This window comes from Neoaquamicrobium sediminum (assembly GCF_013240295.1).
GTDB classification, from domain to species: Bacteria; Pseudomonadota; Alphaproteobacteria; order Rhizobiales; family Rhizobiaceae; genus Aerobium; species Aerobium sediminum.
Genome location: NZ_JABETK010000001.1, coordinates 536,971 through 562,521, shown reverse-complemented (window position 1 = coordinate 562,521; position 25,551 = coordinate 536,971). Strand labels below are relative to the sequence as shown.

Annotated in this window: 22 protein-coding genes, 1 tRNA gene, 4 pseudogenes and 1 riboswitch; of the genes and pseudogenes, 15 read left to right on the top strand and 12 right to left on the bottom strand. The window is 62.7% G+C overall.

The features are described from left to right. Positions 1-21 precede the first annotated feature (21 nt). Together phoU and HK436_RS02685 are read left to right on the top strand one after the other, a co-directional pair. Complete coding sequence (gene phoU / locus HK436_RS02690) at positions 22-750, top strand: phosphate signaling complex protein PhoU (RefSeq protein WP_173187138.1); 729 nt, start codon at positions 22-24, stop codon at positions 748-750. Between the two features lie 137 nt (positions 751-887). Beyond that, positions 888-2,789, top strand: a complete 1,902-nt coding sequence (locus HK436_RS02685) for an acyltransferase family protein (RefSeq protein ID WP_280515574.1) — start codon at positions 888-890, stop codon at positions 2,787-2,789. Positions 2,790-2,810: 21 nt separating this feature from the next. On the opposite strand, the gene HK436_RS02680 is transcribed toward HK436_RS02685, so the two are convergent. Beyond that, positions 2,811-3,320: a GcrA family cell cycle regulator gene (locus tag HK436_RS02680; protein ID WP_173187134.1), complete on the bottom strand. Its 510-nt coding sequence runs from the start codon at positions 3,318-3,320 to the stop codon at positions 2,811-2,813. Positions 3,321-3,700: 380 nt separating this feature from the next. Here HK436_RS02680 and HK436_RS02675 point away from each other — a divergent pair, with 380 nt between their 5' ends. From HK436_RS02675 to HK436_RS02655, 5 genes are all read left to right on the top strand, one after another. Further along, positions 3,701-4,900, top strand: coding sequence for an aspartate aminotransferase family protein (locus HK436_RS02675; protein ID WP_173187132.1), 1,200 nt, complete (start codon positions 3,701-3,703; stop codon positions 4,898-4,900). Next, a complete protein-coding gene (gene argF / locus HK436_RS02670; protein WP_173187130.1) occupies positions 4,897-5,814 on the top strand; it encodes an ornithine carbamoyltransferase in 918 nt (305 codons plus the stop codon). The genes HK436_RS02675 and argF overlap by 4 nt, the downstream gene beginning before the upstream one ends. A 116-nt stretch (positions 5,815-5,930) precedes the next feature. Continuing rightward, positions 5,931-6,920: an Hsp33 family molecular chaperone gene (locus tag HK436_RS02665; protein ID WP_173187128.1), complete on the top strand. Its 990-nt coding sequence runs from the start codon at positions 5,931-5,933 to the stop codon at positions 6,918-6,920. 164 nt (positions 6,921-7,084) lie between these two features. Beyond that, positions 7,085-7,246, top strand: coding sequence for a hypothetical protein (locus HK436_RS02660; protein ID WP_173187126.1), 162 nt, complete (start codon positions 7,085-7,087; stop codon positions 7,244-7,246). Positions 7,247-7,361: 115 nt separating this feature from the next. Further along, the gene (locus tag HK436_RS02655) at positions 7,362-7,586 is read left to right on the top strand and encodes a hypothetical protein (RefSeq protein ID WP_173187124.1); all 225 of its coding nucleotides are present in this window, start codon (positions 7,362-7,364) and stop codon (positions 7,584-7,586) included. 25 nt (positions 7,587-7,611) lie between these two features. On the opposite strand, the gene apaG is transcribed toward HK436_RS02655, so the two are convergent. Together apaG and HK436_RS02645 are read right to left on the bottom strand one after the other, a co-directional pair. Then, positions 7,612-8,004, bottom strand: a complete 393-nt coding sequence (apaG, locus tag HK436_RS02650; RefSeq protein WP_173187122.1) for a Co2+/Mg2+ efflux facilitator ApaG/CorD — start codon at positions 8,002-8,004, stop codon at positions 7,612-7,614. 86 nt (positions 8,005-8,090) lie between these two features. Continuing rightward, positions 8,091-9,284 carry an O-succinylhomoserine sulfhydrylase gene (locus HK436_RS02645; RefSeq protein ID WP_173187120.1) on the bottom strand — a complete coding sequence of 398 codons (1,194 nt, stop codon included), beginning with the start codon at positions 9,282-9,284 and terminating at the stop codon, positions 8,091-8,093. A gap of 43 nt (positions 9,285-9,327) precedes the next feature. Beyond that, positions 9,328-9,405: riboswitch (SAM riboswitch) on the bottom strand. A gap of 76 nt (positions 9,406-9,481) precedes the next feature. Here HK436_RS02645 and HK436_RS02640 point away from each other — a divergent pair. Further along, a complete protein-coding gene (locus tag HK436_RS02640; protein WP_173187117.1) occupies positions 9,482-10,573 on the top strand; it encodes a 2'-deoxycytidine 5'-triphosphate deaminase in 1,092 nt (363 codons plus the stop codon). 6 nt (positions 10,574-10,579) lie between these two features. Here HK436_RS02640 and HK436_RS02635 read toward each other — a convergent pair whose 3' ends face one another. Beyond that, positions 10,580-11,356 carry an ion transporter gene (locus HK436_RS02635; RefSeq protein ID WP_173187115.1) on the bottom strand — a complete coding sequence of 259 codons (777 nt, stop codon included), beginning with the start codon at positions 11,354-11,356 and terminating at the stop codon, positions 10,580-10,582. Positions 11,357-11,509: 153 nt separating this feature from the next. Here HK436_RS02635 and HK436_RS02630 point away from each other — a divergent pair. After that, positions 11,510-11,583: transfer RNA gene (locus tag HK436_RS02630), tRNA-Gly, on the top strand. Positions 11,584-11,642: 59 nt separating this feature from the next. On the opposite strand, the gene HK436_RS02625 is transcribed toward HK436_RS02630, so the two are convergent. The 3 genes from HK436_RS02625 to HK436_RS02615 form a co-directional block, all read right to left on the bottom strand. Next, entirely contained in the window at positions 11,643-13,238 is a 1,596-nt protein-coding gene (locus tag HK436_RS02625) for a BCCT family transporter (RefSeq protein WP_173187113.1), read from the bottom strand. Between the two features lie 243 nt (positions 13,239-13,481). After that, positions 13,482-13,838, bottom strand: a complete 357-nt coding sequence (locus tag HK436_RS02620) for a hypothetical protein (protein ID WP_173187111.1) — start codon at positions 13,836-13,838, stop codon at positions 13,482-13,484. 60 nt (positions 13,839-13,898) lie between these two features. After that, positions 13,899-14,045, bottom strand: coding sequence for a hypothetical protein (locus HK436_RS02615; protein ID WP_173187109.1), 147 nt, complete (start codon positions 14,043-14,045; stop codon positions 13,899-13,901). A gap of 227 nt (positions 14,046-14,272) precedes the next feature. Between HK436_RS02615 and HK436_RS02610 the strand changes: the two genes are divergently transcribed. Next, complete coding sequence (locus tag HK436_RS02610; protein WP_173187107.1) at positions 14,273-14,536, top strand: DUF6460 domain-containing protein; 264 nt, start codon at positions 14,273-14,275, stop codon at positions 14,534-14,536. A gap of 95 nt (positions 14,537-14,631) precedes the next feature. Next, positions 14,632-15,975: an MATE family efflux transporter gene (locus HK436_RS02605; protein ID WP_173187105.1), complete on the top strand. Its 1,344-nt coding sequence runs from the start codon at positions 14,632-14,634 to the stop codon at positions 15,973-15,975. Here the strand turns inward: HK436_RS02605 and HK436_RS02600 are convergent. The 3 genes and pseudogenes from HK436_RS02600 to blaOXA form a co-directional block, all read right to left on the bottom strand. Further along, positions 15,972-17,059, bottom strand: a pseudogene (locus HK436_RS02600) (quinone-dependent dihydroorotate dehydrogenase). The gene HK436_RS02605 and the pseudogene HK436_RS02600 sit on opposite strands and share 4 nt — an antisense overlap. Beyond that, positions 17,056-17,403, bottom strand: coding sequence for a DUF952 domain-containing protein (locus HK436_RS30465; protein WP_173189879.1), 348 nt, complete (start codon positions 17,401-17,403; stop codon positions 17,056-17,058). Before HK436_RS30465 ends, HK436_RS02600 begins: the two are co-directional and overlap by 4 nt. A gap of 66 nt (positions 17,404-17,469) precedes the next feature. Beyond that, positions 17,470-18,273 (bottom strand): annotated as a pseudogene (gene blaOXA, locus HK436_RS30460) (class D beta-lactamase); the annotation flags it as partial. Between the two features lie 178 nt (positions 18,274-18,451). On the opposite strand from blaOXA, the gene HK436_RS02585 reads away from it, so the two are divergent. Next, positions 18,452-18,880 (top strand): hypothetical protein, encoded by a 429-nt coding sequence (locus tag HK436_RS02585; protein WP_173187104.1) that lies wholly within the window; start codon positions 18,452-18,454, stop codon positions 18,878-18,880. A gap of 3 nt (positions 18,881-18,883) precedes the next feature. Here HK436_RS02585 and HK436_RS02580 read toward each other — a convergent pair whose 3' ends face one another. Continuing rightward, positions 18,884-19,285, bottom strand: coding sequence for a hypothetical protein (locus HK436_RS02580; RefSeq protein ID WP_173187101.1), 402 nt, complete (start codon positions 19,283-19,285; stop codon positions 18,884-18,886). A 224-nt stretch (positions 19,286-19,509) separates the two neighbouring features. Between HK436_RS02580 and HK436_RS02575 the strand changes: the two genes are divergently transcribed. Then, positions 19,510-20,169 (top strand): response regulator, encoded by a 660-nt coding sequence (locus HK436_RS02575; RefSeq protein ID WP_173189877.1) that lies wholly within the window; start codon positions 19,510-19,512, stop codon positions 20,167-20,169. 18 nt (positions 20,170-20,187) lie between these two features. On the opposite strand, the pseudogene HK436_RS02570 reads toward HK436_RS02575, so the two are convergent. Further along, positions 20,188-23,667, bottom strand: a pseudogene (locus HK436_RS02570) (PAS domain-containing hybrid sensor histidine kinase/response regulator); the annotation flags it as partial. Between the two features lie 220 nt (positions 23,668-23,887). Between HK436_RS02570 and mscL the strand changes: the two are divergent. Then, positions 23,888-24,310, top strand: coding sequence for a large conductance mechanosensitive channel protein MscL (gene mscL / locus HK436_RS02565; RefSeq protein WP_173187099.1), 423 nt, complete (start codon positions 23,888-23,890; stop codon positions 24,308-24,310). Positions 24,311-24,382: 72 nt separating this feature from the next. Continuing rightward, positions 24,383-25,548 (top strand): annotated as a pseudogene (locus tag HK436_RS02560) (pyridoxal phosphate-dependent aminotransferase). Positions 25,549-25,551: the final 3 nt, after the last annotated feature.

Here is a 25,551-nt window from a genome sequence, read left to right as displayed (position 1 = left end):
CGCCCCGGCAGATCGTCCGCCATGAACTCGCAGCACACCGTCCGCGCCTATGATGAAGAGCTCGCCACTCTGGGCAATCGCATTGCAGCTATGGGCGGCCATGCCGAGCGCATGGTCGATGAGGCGGTCGCCGCGCTGATCAACGCCGATGCGGCGCTGGCGCGCAAGGTGATTGCCGACGACGTCGTGCTCGACGAAGGACAGCGCTGGATCGATGACCGTGCGATCGTGCTGATCGCCAAGCGCCAGCCAATGGCGGACGACCTGCGCGAGATCATCGGAACGATCCGCATCTCGGCCGATCTCGAGCGTGTCGGCGATCTCGGCAAGAACATCGCCAAGCGCGTAGTCGCCGTTGCCGACACGCGCCAGCCGGTGCAGCTTTTCCGAGGATTGGAAGCCCTCGCCACGCTTGCGCTGACGCAATTGAAGCAGGTGCTCGATGTTTACGCCTCGCGCTCGGTCGGCGCGATCGCGTTCATGCGCGATCGCGACGAGGAGATCGACGCGATGTACACGTCGCTGTTCCGCGAGCTGCTCACCTACATGATGGAAGACCCCCGCAACATATCGCCATGCACGCACCTGCTGTTCTGTGCCAAGAACATCGAGCGCATCGGCGATCACGCGACCAATATCGCCGAGACGGTCTATTACGTCGTCACCGGCGAACAGCTTCCGCTGGAGCGCCCCAAGGAAGACAAGAGCCATCGGGTGGTCATGATGAACCCGGCGCCGGCCCGGAGCTGACGAGCTGGTTTTCCGGCAAGAGTGCCTTTGCTTGCAATCATCCAGATAGCCGGGACGTAAGCTTGAACCACGATGGTTGACCTCGGGCTCTGCGCAGGCCAAAACACGCGCCGAACCGAGCTAGCCCGGACCGTATTTTGACGCCCACTCCTGCCTATCGTTCCGACATTGATGGCCTGAGGGCGATCGCAGTGTTGACCGTCGTGCTTTATCACTACGGGATCGCTCCGTTTACCGGCGGGTTTATCGGCGTCGACGTATTTTTCGTGATCTCGGGCTACCTGATTACGAAGAACCTTTTCACGGATTTGTCCGGCGACAGGTTCTCGCTGGTGCGGTTTTACGACAGGCGGTTCCGACGCATCCTTCCTGCACTTCTGGTGGTCCTGGTTGCCTCCGTGGCAGCAGGCTACCTGTTGCTGTTGCCAGGAGATTTCGCCCGCCTGGGAGAGAGCGGCATGTTCGCCGCGTTCGGTTTCTCCAATTTCTATTTTCTATGGAGTTCCGGCTACTTCGATCCGGCCGCGGAGATGCAGCCGCTGCTCCACACCTGGTCGTTGGCCGTCGAAGAACAGTTCTATCTGTTCTGGCCGCTAATCATGTGGTGTGTATGGCGGTTGCGCAAGTCAGCCGTGTTCCTGCTGGCAGTGCTGGCGGTTATCGCGCTCGCAAGCTTTGTCGCATCTGTCTATTGGGTCGAAACGGATCAACCTGTAGCATTTTTCATGCTTCATACCCGTGCATGGGAACTCGCTGCCGGTGCCGCCCTGGTTTTTGCAAAACCCATTGCTTCACGTGCTCTGGGCGAAGGCATGGGGTGGGTCGGCCTGGCTCTTATCTTCTATGCTGCGGTCCAACTCACGGCAGAGACGGCTTTCCCTGGTTGGAATGCGCTTTACCCGTGCGTGGGTGCTGCATTATTGGTCTGGCCGAAGGGCGTTACCACCTCACCGCATCGTCTGCTGAGCCTGCGGCCGGCGGTTTTTGTAGGGTTGATATCCTATTCATTATATCTCTGGCACTGGCCGGTTCTCGTCTTTTTCCGGCACTACGCCAATGCTGCCATGCCGACGCTGACCGAAGCGATCATGCTTATCGGGCTTTCCATCGCGGCGGCCTGGATTTCGCTGCATCTGGTCGAGCGACCGGTGCGGCAGATGCGCTTTCAGTTCTGGACGCCCGGGCGCACGATTATTGCCGGTGCGGTCTCCATGGCGGTAACGGCCGCCATCGCATCCTACTCCTATCTCGGCAACGGCCTGCCAGGACGTCTCGATGAACAGGCGCGCCACTACGCAGCGTTCGACCCATACAAGCGAGAGCACGAGTACTCCGGTTGCAGCGTCCGCGCGGTGCCTGCCGATGACAGTTTGCCGGATTGCTTGACCCGCAAGGGGGGAACGCGGTTGCTGATATTGGGCGACAGCTATGCAACACAGCTCGCCCTGCCTGTCTATCAATCCGCTGACAACGCGACGTTGATAACCATCGGCAACAATGGCTGTCGCCCCGTGCTCGACAGCGTTGGCAGGCGACAATGCACTGAATTGATGGCGCGCGCATTCGACACTTATCTGAGCGAGGGCAACTTCGATGCCGTTATTCTTGCGGCTCGTTGGCGCAATGGTAACGACATCAGGAAGCTGCGGAAAACACTCACTGAAATCCTCCGCAGCACCGAGCATGTGTATGTGATCGGTCAGCCGATAGAATACACGACCCCTCTGCCTTCCTTGCTGGCAAGCGCTTCACTGCCGCGGCGCAGCCACGAGATCCGTGCCTTCAACCGCTACGAGGAGGTCTCAGCGCTCGAGGAGGAGGTCAAGTCTGCTCTTGAGGGATTGCCCGTCACCTATGTCTCGCCGCTGCAGGCGCTTTGCGATGCCGATGGCAACTGCCAGACGGTAACGGACGGCAATGTGCCTATCCAGTATGACTATGGACATCTGACGCGCGAAGGCGCGCGCCTTGTCATAGATCGGCTTATTCAGCAGGGCCTTCTGGACGGTGTGGCGCGCGCGAGTGTCGCGGCCCGCTAGGACTATTGGTGCCCCAACCTCTCAGCGGGCGCGGCGGCGTTCCGATACGGGCTGGTATGCGACCTTGGAGTGGTAGCCGCAATAGGGTCCGCTCTCACCGGCCTCGTTGCCGCAGAAGCTGAATTCCTCACTCAGCGGATCGCCGTTCGGCCATTTGCAGGTTCGTTCGTTCAACTCGATGAGCGCCAGCTTGCGCGAGATCGGCACGACGACGTTTGCAGGCGGGCGCATCACCTGTCGGACAACCGGCTCGGCATCGAACTGCGCGGCAAGCGCGGTGGCGCCGACAGTTGCCGTTACGGTGCGTGTCGGACGGCTCGGCGCCTTGGCGACGCCGGTTGTTGCCGGGGCCTTCTTCGCACGTGGCTGCGTGGATGACGTACGACCGCGTGCGGAGAGCTTGAGCCGGTGCACCTTGCCGATGACGGCATTGCGGCTGACGCCGCCGAGCTGGGTTGCGATCTGGCTCGCACTCAAACCATCCGCCCATAGCTTCTTGAGCAATTCTACGCGTTCATCGGTCCAGTTCATCAGAACAGGCTCCTGCTATCAAAAGTTCGCGGAATCCGAATCCATCGCCATCCGGCCGTAGCCAGCTGGCACCACATCTACTGGGATGATTAGATCCGCCGCACGAAATCTAGTTATTTCTTGGCTTCAAACTACAGTATCGGCTGACTCCGTGACAAGAGTCCGGCTGCCACGCCGAATCTGTTTTTTCGGTTTTCCCCAACTTGGCTTCGCTTCGCCGTCAATCTGTCATGGCGCAGGCGCCGGGCGGCCTCTGGGACAATCGGTTTCATTTGACACAAGTGCCCGAAAAGCCGATATAAGTTGGCCTCCGCCGCCCTTTGGGCGGCTTTTTTGATCTACTTCGCGCATTCGCCGCGACGCAGTCGACGAGGCATATAATGAACGGTTCGGCGCTTTACGAGACCTTCGCTCGCGCACCCCTGGCCTTCGACCGAGGCGAGGGAAGCTGGCTGGTGACGGACAGCGGCGAGCGCTATCTCGACTTCGCCGGCGGCATCGCTGTCAATTCGCTTGGGCACAGCCATCCGCATCTGGTTGCCGCGCTCACCGAGCAGGCGGCACGTCTGTGGCATGTGTCCAACCTCTACGAGATTCCCGGCCAGCGCCGCCTGGGCGAGCGGCTTGTGGACGCGACGTTCGCAGACAAGGTGTTCTTCACCAATTCGGGCGCCGAGGCGCTGGAATGTGCGATCAAGACCGCGCGTCGCTATCATTATGTCAACGGCGCGCCCGAGCGTTACCGGATCGTCACCTTCGAGGGCGCATTCCATGGCCGGACGCTGGCAACCATCGCCGCGGGCGGGCAGCCGAAATATCTCGAGGGCTTCGGTCCCAAGGTCGAGGGTTTCGACCAGGTGCCGTTCGGCGACCTCGAGGCCACCGCAAAGGCGATTGGGCCGGAGACGGCCGCGATCCTGATCGAACCCGTGCAGGGCGAGGGCGGTATCAGGTTGCTGCCGGCGGCAATGCTGCAGAAGCTGCGTGCGCTGTGCGACGAGCACGGCCTGCTACTGATCTTCGACGAGGTGCAGAGCGGTATCGGCCGGACCGGCAAGCTGTTCGCGTATGAATGGTCTGGAATCGAGCCTGACATCATGGCCATCGCCAAGGGCATCGGTGGCGGTTTCCCGGTCGGTGCGTGCCTGGCGACCGACCGCGCGGCCATGGGCATGACGGCCGGCGTGCATGGCACCACCTTCGGCGGCAACCCGCTTGCCATGGCGGTCGGCAACGCGGTGCTCGATGTCGTTCTTGAAGACGGGTTTCTCCAGGCCGTTCAGGACAAGGCGCTCGCGGCCAAGCAGGCGCTCGCGTCGGTTGTGGACGAATTCCCGTCCGTGTTCGAGGAGGTGCGCGGCACTGGCCTCATGCTCGGGCTCAAATGCAGGGTGCCGAACACGGCGGTCAACGCCGCGTTCCGCGATGCGCATTTCCTTGCGGTACCAGCCGGCGACAACGTTGTGAGATTGCTGCCGCCGCTGACGGTGACCGTTGAAGAAATCCGCGACGGTGTCGAACGCATCCGGACGGCTGCCGGCAAGCTGACCTCGGTCAACGGTGCGGGAGGCGCATCATGAGCGGCTCGTTCCGGCATTTCACCGATCTTTCCGACATTCCTTCCAGCGAGCTGCGGACGATCCTCGACGATGCGCGCGCTCGCAAGCATCGCCTGAAGTCCGGCGAGGTCGACAAGCCGCTCGCCGGCAAGGTGCTGGCGATGATCTTCGAGAAGCCGTCGACGCGCACGCGCGTTTCCTTCGACGTCGGCATGCGCCAGCTCGGTGGCGAGACGATCATGCTGACCGGCACCGAGATGCAACTCGGCCGCTCGGAGACGATCGCCGACACTGCGAAGGTTTTGTCGCGCTATGTCGACGCGATCATGATCCGCACGACATCGCATGAGCGCATGCTGGAGTTGGCCGAACACGCGACGGTACCGGTCATCAACGGTCTTACCGACGATACACATCCCTGCCAGATCATGGCCGACGTGATGACCTACGAGGAGCATCGCGGTCCAGTTAAGGACAAGCTCTTTGCCTGGACCGGCGATGGCAACAATGTGCTGCACTCCCTGATGGAGGCCTCCGCGCGCTTCGATTTCCGGCTCAATGTGGCTGTGCCGGAAGGCAGCGAGCCGGCTGGCCCGTTCCTCGACTGGTCGAACGGCAATGGCGGCGCGGTCAAGGTCATGCGCTCGCCGGAGGATGCTGTACGCGACGCCGACTGCGTGGTCACCGATACCTGGGTGTCGATGGGGCAGGAGCATCGCGCCAGGGGACACAACGTCTTTACGCCCTATCAGGTGAACGAAGCGCTGATGGAGAATGCAAAGCCTGATGCGCTTTTCATGCACTGCCTTCCGGCCCACCGGGGCGAAGAAGTGACGGATGCGGTGATCGACGGGCCGAATTCGGTAGTGTTCGATGAGGCGGAGAACCGCCTGCATGCCCAGAAGGCTGTTCTCGCCTGGTGCTTCGGCGCTTGATCGCGTGCAGATGCGCCCCTATCTAGTGGGCTCATCCCGACCATTGGGTATTCACAGCCGCGCATTGTCCGGCGCCGCTTAGGTGCGCCGGCAGCGCCACGACAGGAAGTGTTCTGGTGACTGAGTCTGACATCAAGCTCGGCGAATTCGGTTTCGCCGGGGACGACCATGTGGTTCCCTTCGAGGTGGCCGCGCTCGACGCCCGTGGACGTGTCGTGCAGCTCGGCCCGGTTCTTGACGCCATCCTGTCACGCCACGCCTATCCCGAGCCGGTGGCGCGCTTGCTGGCCGAAGCGGTCGCGCTGACGGTCCTGCTTGGCACATCGCTGAAGTTCGACGGCAAGTTCATCCTGCAGACCCGGTCCGACGGTCCGGTGGATATGCTGGTGGCCGATTTCTCGACGCCGAAGTCGCTGCGCGCCTATGCCCGCTTCGACGCAGAGCGGCTGGAGAAGGCGGTGCGCGAGGGCAAGGCATCGCCCTCGGATTTGCTTGGCGTGGGCGTTCTGGCGCTAACGATCGACCAAGGCCAGTACATGCAGCGCTACCAGGGCATCGTGCAGCTTGACGGCACCTCTCTGGAGGAAGCCGCGCGCACCTATTTCCGTCAGTCGGAGCAGATACCGACCGAGGTTCGATTGTCGGTCGCCCGCCAGCTCACGCGCGGGGACGATGGCGCCGTGGAGAACTGGCGTGCCGGTGGACTGCTTGCGCAGTTCCTGCCCGAGGCGTCCGATAGGCTTCGACTGCCGGATCTGCCGGGCGGGGACGGCGACGATGGCGACGCCCCGGACCCGACCGACGAGAGCTGGAACGAGGTCAAGGTCCTGCTCGGAACCGTGGAGCACGACGAACTGCTCGATCCGACCGTAGGATCGGAGCGGCTGCTGTACCGGTTGTTCCATGAGCATGGCGTGCGTGTGTTCGAAGGCACGCCCGTGATCGACGACTGCTCGTGTTCACGCGACCGCATCCGCTCCGTGCTTGACAGCTTCACGGCCGAGGAAATCGCGGAAAGCACGGAGAACGGCGCGATCAGCGTCGCCTGCGAATTCTGCTCGAAGCAGTACGAATTCGATCCGGCCGAGTTCGCGCCGGCACAGTAGCGTATTGCCCATATCGGCATGCTGGCTCAGGCCGCGCGGTTCACGAATTGCCGAAGGTTGGGGCTCCCGGCCTTCGGTTAATGGTTTCCGAAAGCCTTTGTGAACCTTGTCCCTTCATGTTAACCGCGGCTACGTGGGCAGTGGGGGCGCGCACTGGAAAGCTGATGACGTTCAAGATCATACTCATTGCCCTGACCGCCGCGGCATTTGGCTGGGGATTTTCCGCCCTGGTCGAGCATGCGGACCAGACGATCCGGCCGGACAATCCGCCGGTTGCATGCACTGACCGGGCGGGTGAGGGTTGTGCGCGGATGCCTGCGCCCTGACGGGGCACGCTGCCAGCCTTAATGAATACTCAACGCATAAAGTGCAGGATTCGGCATTTCAGGACAGGACCGACGGGCCGATTGCATGGCGAATACCATGGTTACACGCGCCGAGATGCGCGAGGAGACGGCACAAGCCGTGTGCGAGATCGCCATTTGCCTGGCGCAGGCGATTCACGAACTTGATCCTTCCGCGCACCGCCGCATGAACTTCACCGCTGGCAAGGCTTACAATCGGCTTCTGGAAGAGCGGAAAGAACTCGCCGCCGATATCCTCTATCGGTTTGGTCGCGCGCTCATGGACCGCGATCTGTTCCCCGAAGGCGACGAGACCTCCTGACCTTGACGCAGACTTGCGCCATCGTTCAGTTCACCGATTGGGTGCGGTCGGGCAGGTCCAGCGAGAAGGCCGGTATTTCCACGTCGAAGAACTCTCCGTCGCTGCTGCGCACGGTATAGGCACCGACCATGATGCCGGAAGGGGTGCGTAGCGGACAGCCGGACGTATACTGAAAGCTGTCGCCGGGATTGAGCTCCGGCTGCTCGCCCACAACGCCCGGTCCACGAACCTCCTCAACCCGGCCAATGCCGTCCGTGATCCGCCAGTAGCGTGCCAGAAGCTGGACGAATACGTCGGAATTATTGGCGATCGTTACCCGGTAGCCCCAGACGTAGCGGCTGTCGTCGGGATCGGAGCGGTCGGGGAGGTAGAAGGGCTCGACCTCCACCTCGATATCTCGTGTCGTGCTGCGGTACATGGCGATGGCTCGACTCTGCACCCGATTCTGGTGCTGGTCTCTACACCGTCAAGGCCCGATGGCGGAAATCTGACGTCGAACAGCCCTCAAGCCGCCTTGCCCAGTGCCCTGTCGATATCCTCGATCAGGTCGTCGGCGTCTTCGAGTCCCACTGACAGGCGCACAGTGCCGCCGAGAATGCCCAGATCGAGCCGCGCGTCCTCGGCAAGGTTCTTGTGGGTAGTCGTGGCGGGATGCGTGACCAGGCTCTTGGCGTCACCGAGGTTGTTGGAGATCTTCACGATGTCCAGAGCGTTGAGGAACGAAAACGCCTGCTGCTTGCCGCCCTTGACGTCAAAGCATACCAGCGTCGATCCACCCGTCATCTGCCGCGCGATGATGGCGGCCTGCGGGTGATCGTTGCGCCCGGGATAGATCACCCGCTCGATCGCCGGATGACAGGCAAGGTGGCCGGCGATGCGTGCCGCCGTCTCGGTCTGCTGCTTGACCCGCAGCGGCAGCGTCTCAAGTCCCTTGAGCAGCGTCCAGGCATTGAAAGGCGACAGCGACGGCCCGGTGTGACGGAAATAGTCGTGCAGGTTCTCGTCGATCCACTTCTTGTCGGAAAGGATGATGCCGCCGAGGCAGCGGCCCTGGCCATCAATATGTTTGGTGGCCGAATAGACGACGACGTGCGCGCCGAGTTCCAGCGGCTTCTGCTGCAGCGGCGTGGCAAACACATTGTCGACGACCAGCCGTGCGCCGGCCTGGTTGGCGAGCTTAGCGACGGCGGCAATGTCAACCACTTCCAGCGTCGGGTTGGTCGGGCTTTCGAGGAAGAACAGCTTGGTATTGGGCCGGATAGCCTGTTCCCATTCGGCGAGGTTGCGGCCATCGACGAGCGTCGTCTCGACGCCGTATTGCGGCATAAGCTTCTCGACAACCCAACGGCAGGAGCCGAAAAGGGCGCGCGCTGCGACCACGTGGTCGCCAGCCTTGACGCTGCACAGGAGTGCCGCCGACACCGCGGCCATGCCGGATGCCGTCGCGCGCGCGTCCTCCGCTCCTTCCAGCTCGCACATCCGCTTTTCGAACATGTCAACGGTGGGGTTCGCATAGCGCGAATAGATGAAGCCCGGCTCCTCGCCCTTGAAACGCGCCTCGGCGGCCTCGGCACTGTCATAGACGAAGCCCTGGGTCAGATAGAGCGCTTCGGACGTTTCGCCGAACGCGGATCTCGTGGTTCCGCCATGCACCAGCGCGGTCGCCGGCTTCCAGTTGCGCTTCTTTTCAGTCGTCATCGTCAAACCCCAGACACAAAAAAACCGGCCGCGAAGTCGCATGCCGGTTTCCTCTCGGTCCCTTTTAGCGACTTGTTTAACGTGGCTGCAAGCCGACCGGCAAATCACCACGGGATAAACGCCCTTTACGCCCATGGCGGACTTGCGTCAATCGGCTGGCTCATTAAACCTCGCCGCACTGGAACGGGGACGCGGCATTGCGCAGCACAGGCATTCTACCGGATCGCGACATCGCGGCGCTGTTCGACGCCCGCGCGCTTGCGTCCGCCGGACCGCTCGATGCCGACCAGATCCAGCCTGCGAGCCTCGACCTGCGGCTGGGCGCCAAGGCCTATCGCGTGCGCGCGAGCTTCCTGCCGGGGCCGGCGAGCACCGTGGCCGAAAAGCTCGAGCGGCTGAAGCTGCACGAGATCGACCTCACGGCCGGCGCGGTGCTTGAGACCGGCTGCGTCTACATCGTGCCGCTGCAGGAGAGCCTTGCGCTGCCGGCGGACGTTTCCGCTTCCGCAAACCCGAAAAGCTCAACCGGCCGGCTCGATATCTTCACCCGCGTCATGGCCGATTACGGCCAGGAATTCGACAAGATACCGGCTGGCTATAGCGGCCCGCTTTTCATCGAGGTCAGCCCGCGCACATTCCCGATCGTGGTCCGCGCCGGATCGCGCCTGTCGCAGATACGCTTCCGCAAGGGGCTGGCGCTTCTGTCGGAAGCCGAGCTGCAGGGGCTGCATGTCCGCGAGACGCTCGTGGCGGCGGAAGAGCCAAACATTTCCGGCGGCGGTATCGCCCTGTCGATCGACCTGCGCGGCGATGCAGACGGGCTCATCGGCTATCGCGGCAAGCATCACACGGCGGTTGTCGACGTCGACAAGCGCGCCGCTCAGGACCTTCACGATTTCTGGGAGCCGCTGTTTGCGCGAGGGCGCAACGAGCTTATCCTCGATCCGGACGAGTTCTATATCCTCGTGTCACGCGAGGCGGTCCACGTGCCGCCGGATCATGCAGCCGAGATGACGCCGTTCGATCCGCTCGTGGGCGAGTTCCGGGTTCACTATGCGGGCTTCTTCGATCCGGGCTTCGGCCATTCGGCGGCGGGCGGCACCGGCAGCCGCGCGGTGCTTGAGGTTCGCAGCCACGAAGTCCCCTTCATCCTCGAGCACGGGCAGATCGTCGGCCGGCTGGTCTACGAACACATGCTGTCGCGCCCCGACAGGCTCTATGGCGTCGACCTGAAGTCGAACTACCAGGCCCAGGGCCTGAAGCTCTCCAAGCACTTCCGCGCCGACTGACCGGACCTACGATTTCAGCGACCGCACTTCCTCGCGAAGGGCGCGTATTTCGGCCAGGATCGTCTCCTGCTCGTGCTGCATGGCTGACCGCTCCTCCGAAGCCGTGCTTTCGTGCTCCTCCTGCATCGCCGAGACGATGATACCGATGAACAGGTTGAGCACGGCAAACGAGGTCAGCACGATGAACGGGATGAAGAAGACCCAGGCATAAGGGTGCACGTCCATCACGGGCCGCACGATGCCCATGGACCAGCTTTCCAGCGTCATGATCTGGAACAGGGAATAGGCGGACTCGCCGATGGAGCCGAACCATTCGGGAAAAGTTGCGGCAAACAGCTTCGTCGCCATCACCGAGAAGACGTAGAAGACGAGCCCGAGCAGGAGAACGATCGAGCCCATGCCTGGCAGCGCCGCGATCAATCCTCCGACCACCCTGCGAAGCGACGGCACGACACTGACGAGGCGCAGCACGCGCAGGATGCGCAGCGCACGCAGCACCGACAGATTGCCGGTGGACGGGATCAGCGCGATTGCCACCACGATCAGATCGAACACGCGCCACGGGTCGCGGAAGAAGTCGGTGCGATAAACGACGAAACGCGCGGCGAGTTCGATGACGAATACGGCGAGCACGGCAACGTCGAGCGCCATCAGCAGGCCGCCGAAACGCGCCATGACCGTGGAAGACGTCTCAAGCCCCAGCGTGATGGCGTTGACGATGATGAGGGCGGTGATGACCGCTTCGAAGCGGCGCGATTCGATGAGCGTCCTGAGGGCGTCCAAGTCTGTCTCTCCGGCGAGATTGAAGCGACGCGGCAAGGGCTGCGCCAGCGCCTTCAATAGAGCCGCGCCCCGGCCGCTTCAACTGCGCTTTTGCGACACGTCGAACATGCCGCTTGACAGGCAGGCCGCCGCCCGCGATCTAATGCGCGTGTCGCGGGTGTAGCTCAATGGTAGAGCAGAAGCTTCCCAAGCTTACGACGAGGGTTCGATTCCCTTCACCCGCTCCAGAATCTGAAAACCGCCGCCTCGACCGAGGCGGCGGTTTTCGTTTTTCATGTAGAGACGTCTACTGCTGCTGCTGATGTTCGCTTCGCAGTGCCTTGAACAGCGCGTAGGTCATGAGCAGCAGGAGGATCGCGAAGGGGAAGCCGGTCGCGATAGCGCCGGCCTGCAGCGCGGCCAGCCCGCCCCCCAGCAACAGCGCGATGGCGATCAGTCCTTCGAAAGTGCACCAGAAGATGCGCTGGGCCACCGGCGCATCGACCTTGCCGCCCGCAGTGATCGTGTCGATGACCAGCGAGCCGGAATCGGACGACGTGACGAAGAACAGGATCACCACAATGATGCCGAGAGGCGCCGTAATGCTGAACAGCGGCAGCGGCTCCAGCATGCGGAACAGCGACAGTTCGGGAACGTAGGCCACGACCGTGTCCTGCACGCCGGCATAACCGTCCGCGAGGAACTGCGTGATCGCCGTGCCGCCGAAAGTCGTCATCCAGACAATCGACGCGATGGTCGGGATGATGAGCACGCAGGTGACGAACTCGCGCACCGTGCGGCCGCGCGAGACGCGGGCGATGAACATGCCAACGAAGGGTGACCACGAAATCCACCACGCCCAGTAGAACGTCGTCCAGCCATGGACGAACGCATCGTCTTCGCGGCCGATCCAGTTGGCCAGCACCGGCAGGTTCATGACATAGTCGGCACTGTTGGCGAAGAAGCCGGTGACGATGGTTAGTGTCGGGCCTAGAACGAGCACGAATACCATCAGAAGCAGGGCGAGAAACAGGTTGATTTCCGACAGTCGCTTGACGCCGGCGTCGAGCCCGGCAAGCACCGAGCCGAGCGCGACGGCGGTGATGCCGACGATCAGAAGCACCTTCATATTGTCGGTGTTGGGCACGCCGTAGAGGTCGTTGAGGCCCGCCAGCGCCTGCGAAGCACCGAAGCCGAGCGACGTTGCAAGACCGAACAGCGTTGCGAAGACAGCAAGCACGTCGATGATGTGTCCGGTCCAGCCGCGAACGCTCTCGCCGAAGATCGGATAGAAGGCCGATCGCACCGACAGTGGCAGGCCGAGATTATAGGACGCCAGCGCCAGCGAAAGCGCTACGACCGCGTAGATGGCCCAGGGGTGCAGACCCCAGTGGAAGATTGTGGCAGCCATGCCCATGCGGCGCGCTTCGTCAACGGCCTCGGGCACAAGCGCGCCATCGACGACGGGTGGCGCAAGGCCGAGCGGCGGGTTGTTGAAGTGGTACATCGGCTCCAGCACGCCGAAGAACATCAGGCCGATTCCCATGCCGGCCGCAAAAAGCATCGCGAACCAGCCCCAGTAGGAATAGTCGGCCGTCGCATCCTTGCCGCCGATACGCACATTGCCGAGCGGCGTGACGATGAGCACGAGGCAGAAGAGTACGAAGACGTTCGCCGAGATCATGAACACCCAGTCGAAGGTCGTGGTCAGCCACACGCGCAGGCTGCCAAGCAGCTCCGCAGCGGATTCACGGAATATCAGCGTGGCGATCACAAAGGCCACGGTGAGCACGCCAGAGATGGCGAACACCGGATTGTGGATGTCGAGGCCCATGAATTGGACGTTGTCCTGACCGGGCTCAAGGCCGTGCTCTTCAGGCACGATGGGAGCTGTGTCGCTCATTGCATAATCCCTCCTCTGCAATGATTTCGGTCCCTCGCGGCAGGCGCCGCAGACCATCTTCCTCCGCGGGGGAGCATGGAACCGGCGGCGGAAATTAAGGTGCCGATTCGCGACCAATGCTAGGTGAGTTGCGACCAAAGCCCAAACATGGCGGTGTAGAACGAGGCTGCAAGGCAAGAAAAAAGGCCTTCGGGGCGATCTGCCCCGAAGGCCGTGGCACTTTCGTTTTTTGCTCAGGCTGCCTCAGTACCAGCGTCTGCTGTGATTGTTGTTGTCGGAAAGGGCCTGTCCGACGACAAGACCGATCAGGAAACCAAGAAGTCCAGCCGACGACAACACGGTTGCAGCGGTGCCCGGGTTTTCGCGAATCGCCTCGGACACGGCATGGGCCTGGGTTTTCACCTGTCGCGCCGCGCCACGCGCCTGCGTGGCGGCGCTTGCATAGAGCTCGCTCGCTTCGTCTTTTGCGTCTTCGTAAAGCGCCTCGCCGCGCTCGGCGAGCGATGCGCTCAGCCTGCCGACCTCACTCCGAAGGTCGGCGATCTGCTTCTCGAGATCCTTGCGGATGCCGTCGACGTCAATCTTGTCTGAATCTGCCATGGGAGGTTCTCCTGTTGATGCCGACGTTATGCCGCCGGCGTGACGCGTCAGTTCCTGATATTAGTTCTGCTCTACGGACACCCCGGATTCGTCGATGCGCAACTCGACGCCACTCGGTTTGCTCTCCTCGCGCAGAACATAGGCGCCAAGAGCGATGACCACGACAATCAGCGCGCCGACAAGGAGATAGAGGTAGTTCTGCTTCATGTGCGCTCCATACGTAAGGAAGATGAGGTTGAAGATCGGAAGGAGCTTAAAATGGCCGCGTTATCGAGTGGCTTCTTTGCCCGTATAGCGTTTGCCCCTACCCATTTCGCTTTGGTGACCTATAACGCGCAGCGCCGTCTGTTGGTTGCATGCATTGGTTGGCATGCGGCCTTGAAGTTGCCGTTTGCGGCGCGTATCTGCCGCCCATCGTCCCGAGGAGATAAGGCATGTCGGCCATCAACCGTTTTCTGGGTGACTCGCCGCTGCGCGTCATCATCAAGCTGATTGTGGTGTCGTTTCTGGTGGGCATCGTAATGGCGACGTTCGGCTGGTCGGCCTGGGACGTGCTCTATCGCATCGAGGATTTCTTCGTCGGCATCTGGAATCTCGGCTTCGATGCGATCTACAGGTTCTGGGGTTATTTCCTGCTGGGTGCCGCCGTGGTCATTCCCGGGTTCCTCATCCTGCGCCTGCTCAGCTACCGGCGCTAATGCGCTGGCAGATGCACTTGCCGCTGGCTGGATATGGCAGGCGCGGCACCGATGCGGCATGACAGACGGCGCAAGGTCCACAGAGCTCAACCAGCATGACAGCAAGTGAAAGCGCGGCGCCGGTCCGGCGACCTTTCGAGGTCGATAACAGGCTCGTGCTGTCGATCGCGCTCCCGATGATGCTGGCCTATCTGACGACCCCGCTGCTGGGCATCGTCGACACGGCCGTCATCGGGCGGCTGGGTGATGCGGCCCTGCTCGGCGGCCTTGCAGCCGGCGCGATCATCTTCGATCTGGTCTTTGCGACCTTCAATTTCCTGCGTACCGGCACCACTGGACTTGTCGCGCAGGCCTTTGGCCGTGAAGAGTCTGCCGAGGAGCAGGCCGTCTTCTGGCGGGCGCTGATCGTTGCGCTTGGCGCGGGCGCTGTGCTCGCCGTGGCCGCGCCTTTGGTGGTTTGGGCCGGCGCGCGCTTCATGGCGGCGGAGCCGGTGACGGACGCGATGGCCACCTACGTTGCCATCCGGTTGCTGTCCGCACCCTTCGCGCTCTCCAATTATGCGATCCTCGGATACGTGCTCGGCCGCGGTGAATCCGGTTTCGGCCTCGGGCTTCAGCTTCTGCTCAACCTCGTCAACATGACCTTGTCTGTCGTGCTCGGCCTGTGGATGGGATGGGGTGTCGCCGGCGTCGCGTGGGCAACCGTCGTGGCGGAAGCCGTTGCGGCCTGTATTGGTCTAACGTTGCTCATTCTGCGCTTCCGGCGTCTGCCGCCGCTGGCGCCCGGCGCGTTGAGGAACGTCGCAGCTCTGAAGACAATGTTCGCTCTCAATCGCGACATCATGATCCGTTCCTTCGTTCTGCTCGGCGCCTTCGCGCTGTTCGCGCGCCAGGGCGCGCAGCTAGGAACGTTGACGCTGGCCGCAAACGCCGTGCTGATGAACTTCTTCCTGCTCTCCGGCTATTTCCTCGACGGTTTCGCCACCGCAGCTGAACAGCTAGCCGGCCGTGCAGTGGGTGCGCGCTATCGCCCGGCGTTCATGCGGGCGGTTCAGCTTACGGCCTTCTGGGGCTTTGCCGTGTCCGGCCTGGTTTCAGTGCTTTTTCTGCTGACGGGCGATGCCCTGGTGGCGCTGATGACAACCGAACCTCAGGTCCGCGCAATGGCAGGCGACTATCTGCCATGGGCAGCACTCACGGCGGTGACGGGCGTTCTGGCCTTTCAGATGGACGGTGTCTTCATGGGCTCCACCTGGTCGCGCGACCTCCGCAACATGATGCTGCTGTCGTTCGCGCTGTTCATCGCCGCAATGATGACGCTTCCTGCGCAGTTCGGCAATGCCGGCCTCTGGATGTCGCTGCACCTGTTCCTGATCGGGCGTGGCATCAGCCTGCTCGCCATCATGCCGGTAAGGGCGCGAGCGACCTTCCGCGACTAGATCGGCGTGGCTTCCCACTTGGCCAGCGCGGTGTCGCGTAACGCGCCGATCGAAGCGACGCCCTCGCGCTGCACGATGGCCGAAAGACCGCGCACGACGCGCGCCGGCAGGGCCGGGCCATCATAGATCATCCCGGTGTAAAGCTGCACGAGATCGGCGCCGGCGCGGATCTTCTCCGCTGCCGTCTCCGCGGATGTGATGCCGCCGACGCCGACAATCACCACTTCCGGCCCCAGCCTGCGCCGCATGCGCGCCAGCACGGCCGTCGAGCGCGCGAACAGCGGCCGTCCCGAGAGGCCGCCAGCTTCGACGGCATGGCTGCTCGCCAGTCCATGTCGAGACAGCGTGGTGTTGGAGACGATCACGCCGTCGACCTTTTTGCGAGCACCTGCGCCGCGATGTCGTCGAGCTCTGTTTCGCCGAGATCAGGCGCGATCTTGAGGAAGAGCGGCGTGTGCTTGTTGCTGGCCGCATCCGAAACATCGCGTGCCTCCACCACCGCCTCGAGCAGTTCGGCCAGGGCTTCGCGCGCTTGTAGAGCGCGAAGCCCTGGAGTGTTCGGCGAAGAGATGTTCACTGTCAGATAGGACGCAAGGCTGGCGAAACGCTCGACGCCCAGCCGGTAGTCGGCGATGCGGTCGCTGCTGTCCTTGTTGGCGCCGATATTGACCCCGACGATGCCGCGTCTGCCTGTCCGGGCCCGAAGCCGCGCCAGGCATCGTTCGTGGCCTTCGTTGTTGAAGCCCAGCCGGTTGATGACGGCATGGTCCTGCGTGAGCCGGAAGATGCGCGGCTTCGGGTTGCCCGCCTGAGGCAGCGGCGTCACCGTGCCCACTTCTGCAAAGCCGAAACCGAGCCCGATGAGCGCATCTGGCACTTCTGCGTTCTTATCGTAGCCGGCAGCCATGCCGAGCGGATTGGGGAATGTCAGTCCCACCGCCTTGACTTCGAGCCGCGCTTCGCGGGCAGGCCCCCTGCAAAAGCTGCCGCCGGCTTTCAAGGCTGCTATTGAAAGTCCATGAGCCGTCTCGGGATCGAACGCAAAAAGAAGCTTCTGCCCGATCCGTTCGACGCCGCCGATCATACCGGAAGATCCGGGAAGACATGGACGCCGTCTACGCCGAGCGGCAACGGCTTGACCCACACCACCGCGCCGAGTTCGAGCGGCGCGAAGAGGTGAGGGAATAGCGCGCCGCCGCGCGAGACTTCGTATTTCAGCGCCGGTCCAAGCTTGCTCTCCTCTATGGCCGCGAGCAGCAGATTGTCCTGTCCTGCGAAGTGTTTTGCGGCTGTCTCGCGCGCCTGCTCCGCCGTCGAGAAGTGGATGTACCCGTCGGCTAGATCGACCGGCGCACCGAGGAACACGCCGCCGGTCTGAGCCTCGCGCCACAAGGGCTCGGGGACGATCTTGTAGATGAGCTTGGTCATGCCCGCGCTATAGGCGTAAAGCCGCGCGAAGAAAAGCAGCGCGGCGTCTTCTCGACAACTATCGAACCGACTTTTCCGCAAGCGCCGGCCAGGCCTCCAAAACGCTTCGCGTGCCCTTACCCCGCCCGACCGCTTCTGGCGCTGTTCGTCCTGGTCGAGCCTGGCGAAAACGACGGCTGTATCGTCACGTGTAGCCCAGCCGACAAACCAGCCCCAGCCGCGCGCGCGGTTGAGCGAACCGTCCGCATTGCGCGGATAGGCCGAGCCCGTCTTTCCGGAAACGGTCCAGCCGCCTTCGGTCGAGGTGCTTTCAACAACCTCGATCGTACGCTCGATCGCGGCCTCGCTCACCGGCAGCTTGCGGTTGAGAAAATTGTGGAGAAAGACGATCTGCTCGCGCGGCGATATCTTCAGCGACGAACCGATCCAGGAACGTTCGAGCCCGTTGTTGCGGCCGGGGTCGCCGGTGAAATCTGCGTTGCCGTAATCCAGTTTGACCCCGTAGTCGGTCATGCGCTCGGCGCCGAGGCTTTTGGCGATCTGTTGCGAATACCAGACGACGGAATATTTCATCCAGCGGGTGGGGTCGGTCGGTTGTGTCCAGTTTTCGCCGCCCCATGCGGGATATCCGTCCTTGAACGGCAGAACCGGGTCGTGACTGTCTTTGAGAAAGCCCGCGTCGTAGCCCATGAGCGCCAGCGCTACCTTGAACGTCGAGGCCGGCGTCACCCGCGTCCGGCAATCGCCATCCTCATGAAGCACAGCGCCACTCGCTGCGTCGGCGACGATCGTGCAGATGTTGCGCGCCTCGGCAGGCGCGGCGGCAATCAGTGCGAGCAGGGTCGTCGCGCAGGAAAACACGAGCTTCATGAGGCGGTCCTTGGGGTTCGCAGGGTTTTGAGGCATTATCGACGCATATGTGGAGAGGTCATCGACCTGACGCAGCAATCGGCTATGCCTGTGGCGATTGCGCGGCGGAATTTGCCTCCCGACGCAATTCCGGCGCAAAAACACGCTTCAACTGAATGCCTACTCGAAGGAGGCAGACATGCGACACGGAACGATGCTGGCGGCCGCCGCCCTCACGGTGCTGTCCGTTTCCCCATCCCCGGCTCAGGAGGTTGAGCGCTATCGGCTCGAGCGCACCGACGATGGCTACGTACGCCTCGACACGAAGACAGGGCGGACGACGCTATGCCAGGAACGCAGCGGGCAACTGGTCTGCAAGATGGCGGTCGAGGAGCGCGTCGCGTTCGAAAGCCAGATCGATGATCTTGAGGCGCGGGTCGAGGCGCTGGAAGACCGGCTGGCGACGCTGGAGGCCGGCAGCCGGACTGAGGAACTGCCCAGCGAAGAGGAGTTCGAGCAGACGCTCGGCTACATGGAGCGTTTCTTCCGCCGCTTCATGGGCATTGTCGAGGAGTTCGACCGGGAGGAGAAGACGATCCAGCCCGAGCGTCCTGCCGACCGCACCTGAGCTTTATCGCGCGACGACAAGTCCAATGCTTTCAGTTTCCAGGCCGGTGGCGACAAGCACGACTGAGACGAAAAACATGCAGCATGCGGCCGCGAGCGCCCCTGCGGCAAAGCGGCCATAGGTTTCGCGGAGCACTCCGGCGAAGCGGCGCCTTGCTTCCGCGTCGCGAGGGCGCAGGCCGTCTTCCAGATAGAGCCAGACCTCGGTGTGCTTCGGCTGTTGTCGGCCGGCGTAGTGCGCCTTGAGAATGAGTATCCCCGCCATGATCAGCGCGAGCAACGCGCCTGCCCGGAAGGCAGTCGGTGGACTGAAGGCAAACGAGAGCATGATGCAGGCAATCGCGAGCGTGCCAAACCCGACCGCGCGCCCCACGCAGACGAATGCGATCTGGCGGATGGTTTCCATGGCGGTCTCCATCATAGACCAAAGTCTAATAATGAACGCGACCAGCAATCAGCCGCAAGTCACATTCAGGGGAGAATGAGCGATCGCTGAAATAGTTGCCGCCGTATGTATCCGGGGCGACTCGAGGGGCACGTGCTTGCATTGAGCGGGTGGGAGCGCATAATCGACGTCGCGGCGTCGGCACCCGAGGGTACACTCGGGGCGGCGATCTGGGGGAGGACAGTTTGCCACCGGGCTTTACATTCGTCGTTGCGGACGATCATCCGCTGTTTCGCGGTGCGCTCAAGCAGGCTCTTGCCGGAGTGGGTGAGGACAGTCGCGTGCTGGAAGCGGGCGACTTCGACGGCGTGAAGTCGTTGATTGCGGGCACTGGCGACGCGGACCTCGTCCTGCTGGACCTGACGATGCCCGGAGCGAGCGGCCTCTCCGGACTGGTTGCCCTGCGTGGCATCGATGCCACCGTGCCCATCGTCATCGTCTCGGCCCATGACGATCCTGTCACCATCCGCCGTGCGCTGGAACTGGGCGCGTCGGGTTTCATCTCGAAATCGGCGAGCATGGAAGAAATCCGCCGCGCGGTGCAGACCGTCATCGATGGCGGCGTCGCGACGCCGGAAGGCATCGATCTCGGCGAGGAGGGAGACCCTGAAATCTCCGATCTGATTGCACGTCTTCAGACGTTGACGCCCCAACAGACACGTGTTCTGGGCATGCTCGCGGAAGGACTGCTCAACAAGCAGATCGCCTACGAGCTCAGCGTCTCGGAGGCGACGATCAAGGCGCATGTCTCCGCAATCCTCCTGAAGCTGGGTGTCGACAGCCGCACCCAGGCAGTCATCCGCCTGTCCCGCATCGCCACAGATCCGTTGGCAGGAGCAAGCTGAAGCCTGCTCACTCCGCCGCGAAAGCATCTTGCGGCAGCGTGTCAGCACTGTCCGGAGGCTCGCGGGTTTCACCGGCTTGTTGATGACGGTGACGTTCATCCGTGCAGCGGCCTCGCGCACCTCATGAGAGCGATCGGCGGTGACGAGAACGGCCGGCATCTCGATCCCATACGCATCGCGCAGCTTGGAAATTACGTCGAGCCCGTTTTCACCGCCGTCGAGATGATAGTCGGCCAGAATGATGTCCGGTCCAGGCACGCTCTCGGAAATGGCCATCTCCGACGCGCCGGTTGCTGTTTCGACCCGACATCCCCAGCCCTCCAGCAGCAGCCGCATGCCACTGAGGATTGCCGCTTCATTGTCGATGCACAGCACGCTTACCCCATCGAGCATGATGTTGTGGCGCACCGACGCTCGCACTTCGCTGACCAGCTCGATGTGAGGGGCATCCACCTTGGGCAGGATGACGGAGAAACGCGTGCCCGCACCCTTGCGCGACTGTAGCTGGATTTCGAGGCGCAGCACGCGCGCGATGCGGTCGACGATCGACAGACCCAGGCCGAGCCCCTGCGCTTCCCGCGCGCCGTCCTCGAGCCTCGTGAACTCGCGAAACACGGTGTTGAGCTTGTCGTCGTCGATGCCGATGCCGGTATCCCACACCTGAAGCTCAACCAGCTCGCCACGTCTGCGCACGCCCACCAAAACATGCCCTTTGCGTGTGTATTTGATCGCATTGGAGACGAGGTTCTGCACGAGCCGGCGGAAAAGGTTGCGATCGGTGTGAACGGCAAGCGTCGACGGAACGATGGTGAGCTGAAGCCCCTTCGCCGCGGCCAGCGGCTGAAAGTCGGTTTCGACCTGGCGAAGCAGGCCGTCGAGCTTGAACACGCTGTCCACCGGTTTCATGGCGCCGGTATCGAGGCGCGAAATGTCGAGCACCGCGCCGAGAATGGACTCGACCGATTCCAGCGAGGATTCGATGTTGCCGACGGCGTCGCCCACCTTGCCATCGCCCACCGACTCCAACAGCGCCGCGCAGTAAAGCCGCGCGGCGTTGAGCGGCTGCAGGATGTCGTGGCCGGCGGCAGCCAGAAAGCGCGTCTTGCCGAGATTGGCTTCCTCGGCCAGCATCTGAGCCAGCGCGAGTTCCTCGTTCACGCGCGTCAGTTCCGCCGTCCGGTTGGCGACGCGCAGCTCCAGCGTTTCATTGACGCGCTTGAGCGCAAGGTCGGCCTGCACGCGGGCCGTGATGTCGGTATAGGTCGCCACGATGCCGCCGTCCGGCATCGGGTTGGTACGCAGCTCGATGATGCGGCCCGAACGCTTGAGTTCGATCGACCATACCTCGCCGAACCACGTCATCCGGTTCAGCGTCTGGTATTCGGACCCCGGGGATGTCGCCGCGATCGGCCAGATAGCGCAGCACCTGATGCAGCGAGACTCCGACTCGACCCATTTCGTCGGGCAGGTCGAACAGGGCGCGGAACTGCCGGTTCCAGCAAGTCAGGCCGAAATCGCGGTCGAAGACGGTGACGCCTTCCTCCATCTGGTCAAGCGCGGTCTGGAGCAGGTCGCGGTTCTGCTGCAGCGCTTCTGTCGCGTCGTCGAGCAGCCGCAGCGTGCCGCGCGAATTGCTGTCATTGCGCTGGAACAGCAGCGACAGGATAAGCCGCGCCGATGACGAGCCGACCGCGCTGGTGAGAAGCTGCTCGGAGAAACGGATCACCGCCATGCTGGCAAGCTCGTTGCCGTTGATCGCGCGGCCTTCCTTCGCCTCGAAGTTCTGGAACGAACGCTCGGTCCGCTCGACACCGAGGTAGCGGGAGATCGTGTCCTTGAGGTCGTTGACGGTGACGGCGGTGCGGAAGCGGCGCAGGTTCGGCATCGGCCCCGCATCGCGCGGCACGAACAATGCGCCCTGGATGCGCTCCAGCGGTCTGGCCGCGCGAGAGAGCGAGCCGAGCACGAAGAACAGCGTGTTGACCGACAGGCTCCAGATCACCCCGTGATTGAGCGGCTCGCCGACCGTTCCGAAGAGTGCCTGCGGCCGTAGGGCTTCCATGCCGAATAGACCGGTGCGAAGGATCTCGGTATCCGGCGGTGCGAGCGAGGGAAACAGCAGCGTGTAAGCCCACACGGCAATGCCGGTCGACATGCCCATCACCGCGCCGCGCCCGTTGGCGCCGCGCCAGATGAGGCCACCGATAAAGGCCGGCGCGAACTGGGCGATCGCCGCGAAAGAGATCAGGCCGATCGAGGCAAGCCGGGTATTGGTCGTCGTCTCTCGGTAATAGAGGAACGCAGCGAACAGGATGACGAATATGGCGGCACGGCGGACGTTCAGGATGACCTGAGACCAGTCTTCGCGGTCCGGCTGTCGCGACTTGAGCAGGCGTCGCATGACGAGCGGGATCACGAGGTCGTTAGAGATCATGATCGACAGCGCGACGCTGGCGACGATGACCATCGCTGTCGCCGCCGACAGCCCACCGATAAATGCAAAGAGCGCGAGCGCGTTCTGGCCGTAGTGAAGCGGCAGCGAGACGACGTAGAGGTCGGAATTGGCATCGGACGGCATGACCGCCAGCCCGGCAAATGCAATCGGGATGACGAACAGATTGATCGCCACGAGGTAGAGCGGAAACATCCAGCTCGCCTTCCGGAGTTCCTCCTCGGAGCGGTTCTCCACGACGGTTACGTAGAACTGACGCGGCAGCATGATGATCGCCAAGCCAGACAGGACAGTCATGACAATCCAGGTAGGCAGCGAGGTGCTGTAGCCGATCGCGCTCTGCACCTGGGCATTTGCGGCGACCGTCGCGATCAGCTCGGCGGGACTGCCAAGTAGGATGAATGGACGGCGATGCCCACGGCAAGAAACGCCGCGAGTTTGACCAGCGATTCCACCGCCACGGCCAGGATCAGACCGTCCTGGTGCTCAGTGGCATCAGCATGCCGCGTGCCGAAGAGGATGGCGAACATGGCGAGCAGCAGCGCCACCGCCAGCGATATGTCCCCGATGAAAAGATCGACCGCCGGCGGCGCGCCGTTGTAGTGCTCTACCATGAGGCTGACAGAGCCCGAGATCGCCTTCAATTGCAGGGCTATGTACGGGACGGTACCGAACATCGCGATGATGGTTGCGATGCCGGCAACGGTGAAGCTCTTGCCGTAGCGTGCGCCGAGGAAATCGGCGATCGACGTGATCTTCTCGGACTTCGCGAGCCGGATGATCCGCGTCAGGAACGGATAGCCGAACAGGAAGACGAGCACCGGGCCGATATAGATCGTCAGGAACTCAAAGCCGCGCTCGCTCGCCAAGCCCACCGAGCCGAAGAATGTCCACGACGTGCAGTAAATCGCCAGGCTGAACGCGTAGATATAAGGTCTGGCGCGGCCTGGACCATGGGTCGCGGCGCGCCGATCGCCGATGCTCGCGATCGCGAACAGCAGCGTCACGTAGGCGATTGCCACGATGACGATGACCCAACCCTGCACCTGCCGTCCAACCTCCCATCCAGCCGGTGGCGTGTATTCTCGATGAGGCAATCACAGCTCGGCAAGGCTGTCCATTGATCTTACGGCGGGGTGTGCATCGCGGACGGTTGCGGCAATCGCGCATTCGCGCTTATCGCGAGCGCACTTTTTGCTATGGTCAACGTGGCCGGCCTTCAGCGGCTCTCGATTCGACAACGATTCCATTCTCCAGGAGGGACGGATGATCAAGGAATTTCAGGAGTTTATTGCCAAGGGCAATGTGATGGACCTTGCCGTCGGCGTCATCATCGGCGGCGCGTTCGGCCTCATAGTGTCATCGCTGGTGGACGATATCATCATGCCGGTCGTGGGCGCGATCTTTGGCGGGTTCGACTTCTCCAACTACTTCCTGCCTCTGTCCTCGGAGGTCACCGCATCGACTCTCGATGCCGCGAGGGAGCAGGGTGCGGTCTTTGCCTACGGCAACTTCCTCACAGTGGTGATCAACTTCCTCATCCTCGCCTGGATCATTTTCCTGATGGTCAAGATGGTGAACAACATGCGTCGCCGTCTGGAGAAGGAGAAGGAGGCGGCACCGGCCGCGCCGCCGCCGGTGGACGTCCAGCTTCTGACTGAGATTCGCGATCTGCTTGCCAAGAAATAGCCCGCAGGTAAGATCACAGGTATCAAGACCCCGGCCTTCCATGGCCGGGGTCTTCCTTTGGCGAGGCATAGCGTGAACCAGCTTTCCCATCTTCGAGCCGAGGCGCAACGCGCACCCGAAAGCGGCATCGTCGCAGTCATGAGCCATGGTCGGGGCAGGGAGGGGCTGATCCCGCTGTGGGCTGGCGAAGGCGACCTGCCCACACCTGCATTTATCTCGGATGCCGCTGCCTCCTCACTTGCCGCCGGCGAGACGTTCTATACCTGGCAACGCGGTATCCCCGAACTGCGCGCGGCACTGGCGCGCTATTACGGTCGCCACTTCGGCCGCGCGTTCGCACCCGAGGAGTTCATCGCGACGAATGGCGGCATGCACGCGATTCAGCTCGCGCTTGACGCAGTCGCCGGGCATGGCGACGAGGTAATCTACCTTTCCCCGGCATGGCCGAACTTCGCGGCTGCTGCCGGAATTGCAGGCGCCAAGCCGGTGCCTGTCGTCCTCGATGCTTCAGGAAATGGATGGACCTGCGACGTTGAAAAGATCGCAGCCGCGATCACGCCGGCCACCAGGGCCATCTTCGTCAACACACCGTCCAATCCAACCGGTTGGACGGCCGACAGGGAAACGCTGGCTGCGATCCTCGATCTGGCGCGTGAACGCCGTCTCTGGATCGTCGCCGACGAGATTTATTCGCTGTTCTATTATGGCGGTACGCGCGCACCGTCCTTTATCGACGTGATGGACCCGGACGACCGCATCATTTTCGTCAACAGCTTCTCGAAGAACTGGGCGATGACGGGCTGGCGCGTCGGCTGGTTGAAGATACATCCCGAACTGCAGCAGGTCTTCGAGAACCTGATGCAGTATTCGATCTCGGGCGTGCCGGCCTTCCTGCAGAAAGGCGCCGTCGCCGCACTCGATCAGGGAGATGCCTTCATCGCGGAGCAGGTCGAGCGGGCGCGGGCCGCGCGCGGCATCGTTTGCGACAGGTTGCAGGCAACGGGTCGCGTGTCGTTGTCGCCGCCCGCCGGCGCGTTCTACGCCTTCTTCAAAATTGACGGCGTGGAAGATACCACGGCCGCGGCGTTCGACATCATCGACCGGGCCAACGTCGGGCTGGCGCCCGGAACGGCGTTCGGCGTGGGCGGCGAAAGCTACTTCCGCTTTTGTTTCCACCGCCGGCTCGACGAGGTCGAGGAAGCGGTGGAAAGGTCGCCCGCTGGATCGAAGCGCGCTGAACG

Excerpts from the sequence above, each read along its gene's own strand:
- phoU (WP_173187138.1), top strand. The coding sequence starts at position 22 with ATGAACTCGCAGCACACCGTCCGCGCCTATGATGAAGAGCTCGCCACT.
- HK436_RS02680 (WP_173187134.1), bottom strand. The coding sequence starts at position 3,320 with ATGAACTGGACCGATGAACGCGTAGAATTGCTCAAGAAGCTATGGGCG.
- HK436_RS02675 (WP_173187132.1), top strand. The coding sequence starts at position 3,701 with ATGAACGGTTCGGCGCTTTACGAGACCTTCGCTCGCGCACCCCTGGCC.
- argF (WP_173187130.1), top strand. The coding sequence starts at position 4,897 with ATGAGCGGCTCGTTCCGGCATTTCACCGATCTTTCCGACATTCCTTCC.
- HK436_RS02660 (WP_173187126.1), top strand. The coding sequence starts at position 7,085 with ATGACGTTCAAGATCATACTCATTGCCCTGACCGCCGCGGCATTTGGC.
- HK436_RS02655 (WP_173187124.1), top strand. The coding sequence starts at position 7,362 with ATGCGCGAGGAGACGGCACAAGCCGTGTGCGAGATCGCCATTTGCCTG.
- apaG (WP_173187122.1), bottom strand. The coding sequence starts at position 8,004 with ATGTACCGCAGCACGACACGAGATATCGAGGTGGAGGTCGAGCCCTTC.
- HK436_RS02645 (WP_173187120.1), bottom strand. The coding sequence starts at position 9,284 with ATGACGACTGAAAAGAAGCGCAACTGGAAGCCGGCGACCGCGCTGGTG.
- HK436_RS02625 (WP_173187113.1), bottom strand. The coding sequence starts at position 13,238 with ATGAGCGACACAGCTCCCATCGTGCCTGAAGAGCACGGCCTTGAGCCC.
- HK436_RS02620 (WP_173187111.1), bottom strand. The coding sequence starts at position 13,838 with ATGGCAGATTCAGACAAGATTGACGTCGACGGCATCCGCAAGGATCTC.
- HK436_RS02615 (WP_173187109.1), bottom strand. The coding sequence starts at position 14,045 with ATGAAGCAGAACTACCTCTATCTCCTTGTCGGCGCGCTGATTGTCGTG.
- HK436_RS02610 (WP_173187107.1), top strand. The coding sequence starts at position 14,273 with ATGTCGGCCATCAACCGTTTTCTGGGTGACTCGCCGCTGCGCGTCATC.
- HK436_RS02605 (WP_173187105.1), top strand. The coding sequence starts at position 14,632 with ATGACAGCAAGTGAAAGCGCGGCGCCGGTCCGGCGACCTTTCGAGGTC.
- HK436_RS30465 (WP_173189879.1), bottom strand. The coding sequence starts at position 17,403 with ATGACCAAGCTCATCTACAAGATCGTCCCCGAGCCCTTGTGGCGCGAG.
- HK436_RS02585 (WP_173187104.1), top strand. The coding sequence starts at position 18,452 with ATGCGACACGGAACGATGCTGGCGGCCGCCGCCCTCACGGTGCTGTCC.
- HK436_RS02580 (WP_173187101.1), bottom strand. The coding sequence starts at position 19,285 with ATGGAAACCATCCGCCAGATCGCATTCGTCTGCGTGGGGCGCGCGGTC.
- mscL (WP_173187099.1), top strand. The coding sequence starts at position 23,888 with ATGATCAAGGAATTTCAGGAGTTTATTGCCAAGGGCAATGTGATGGAC.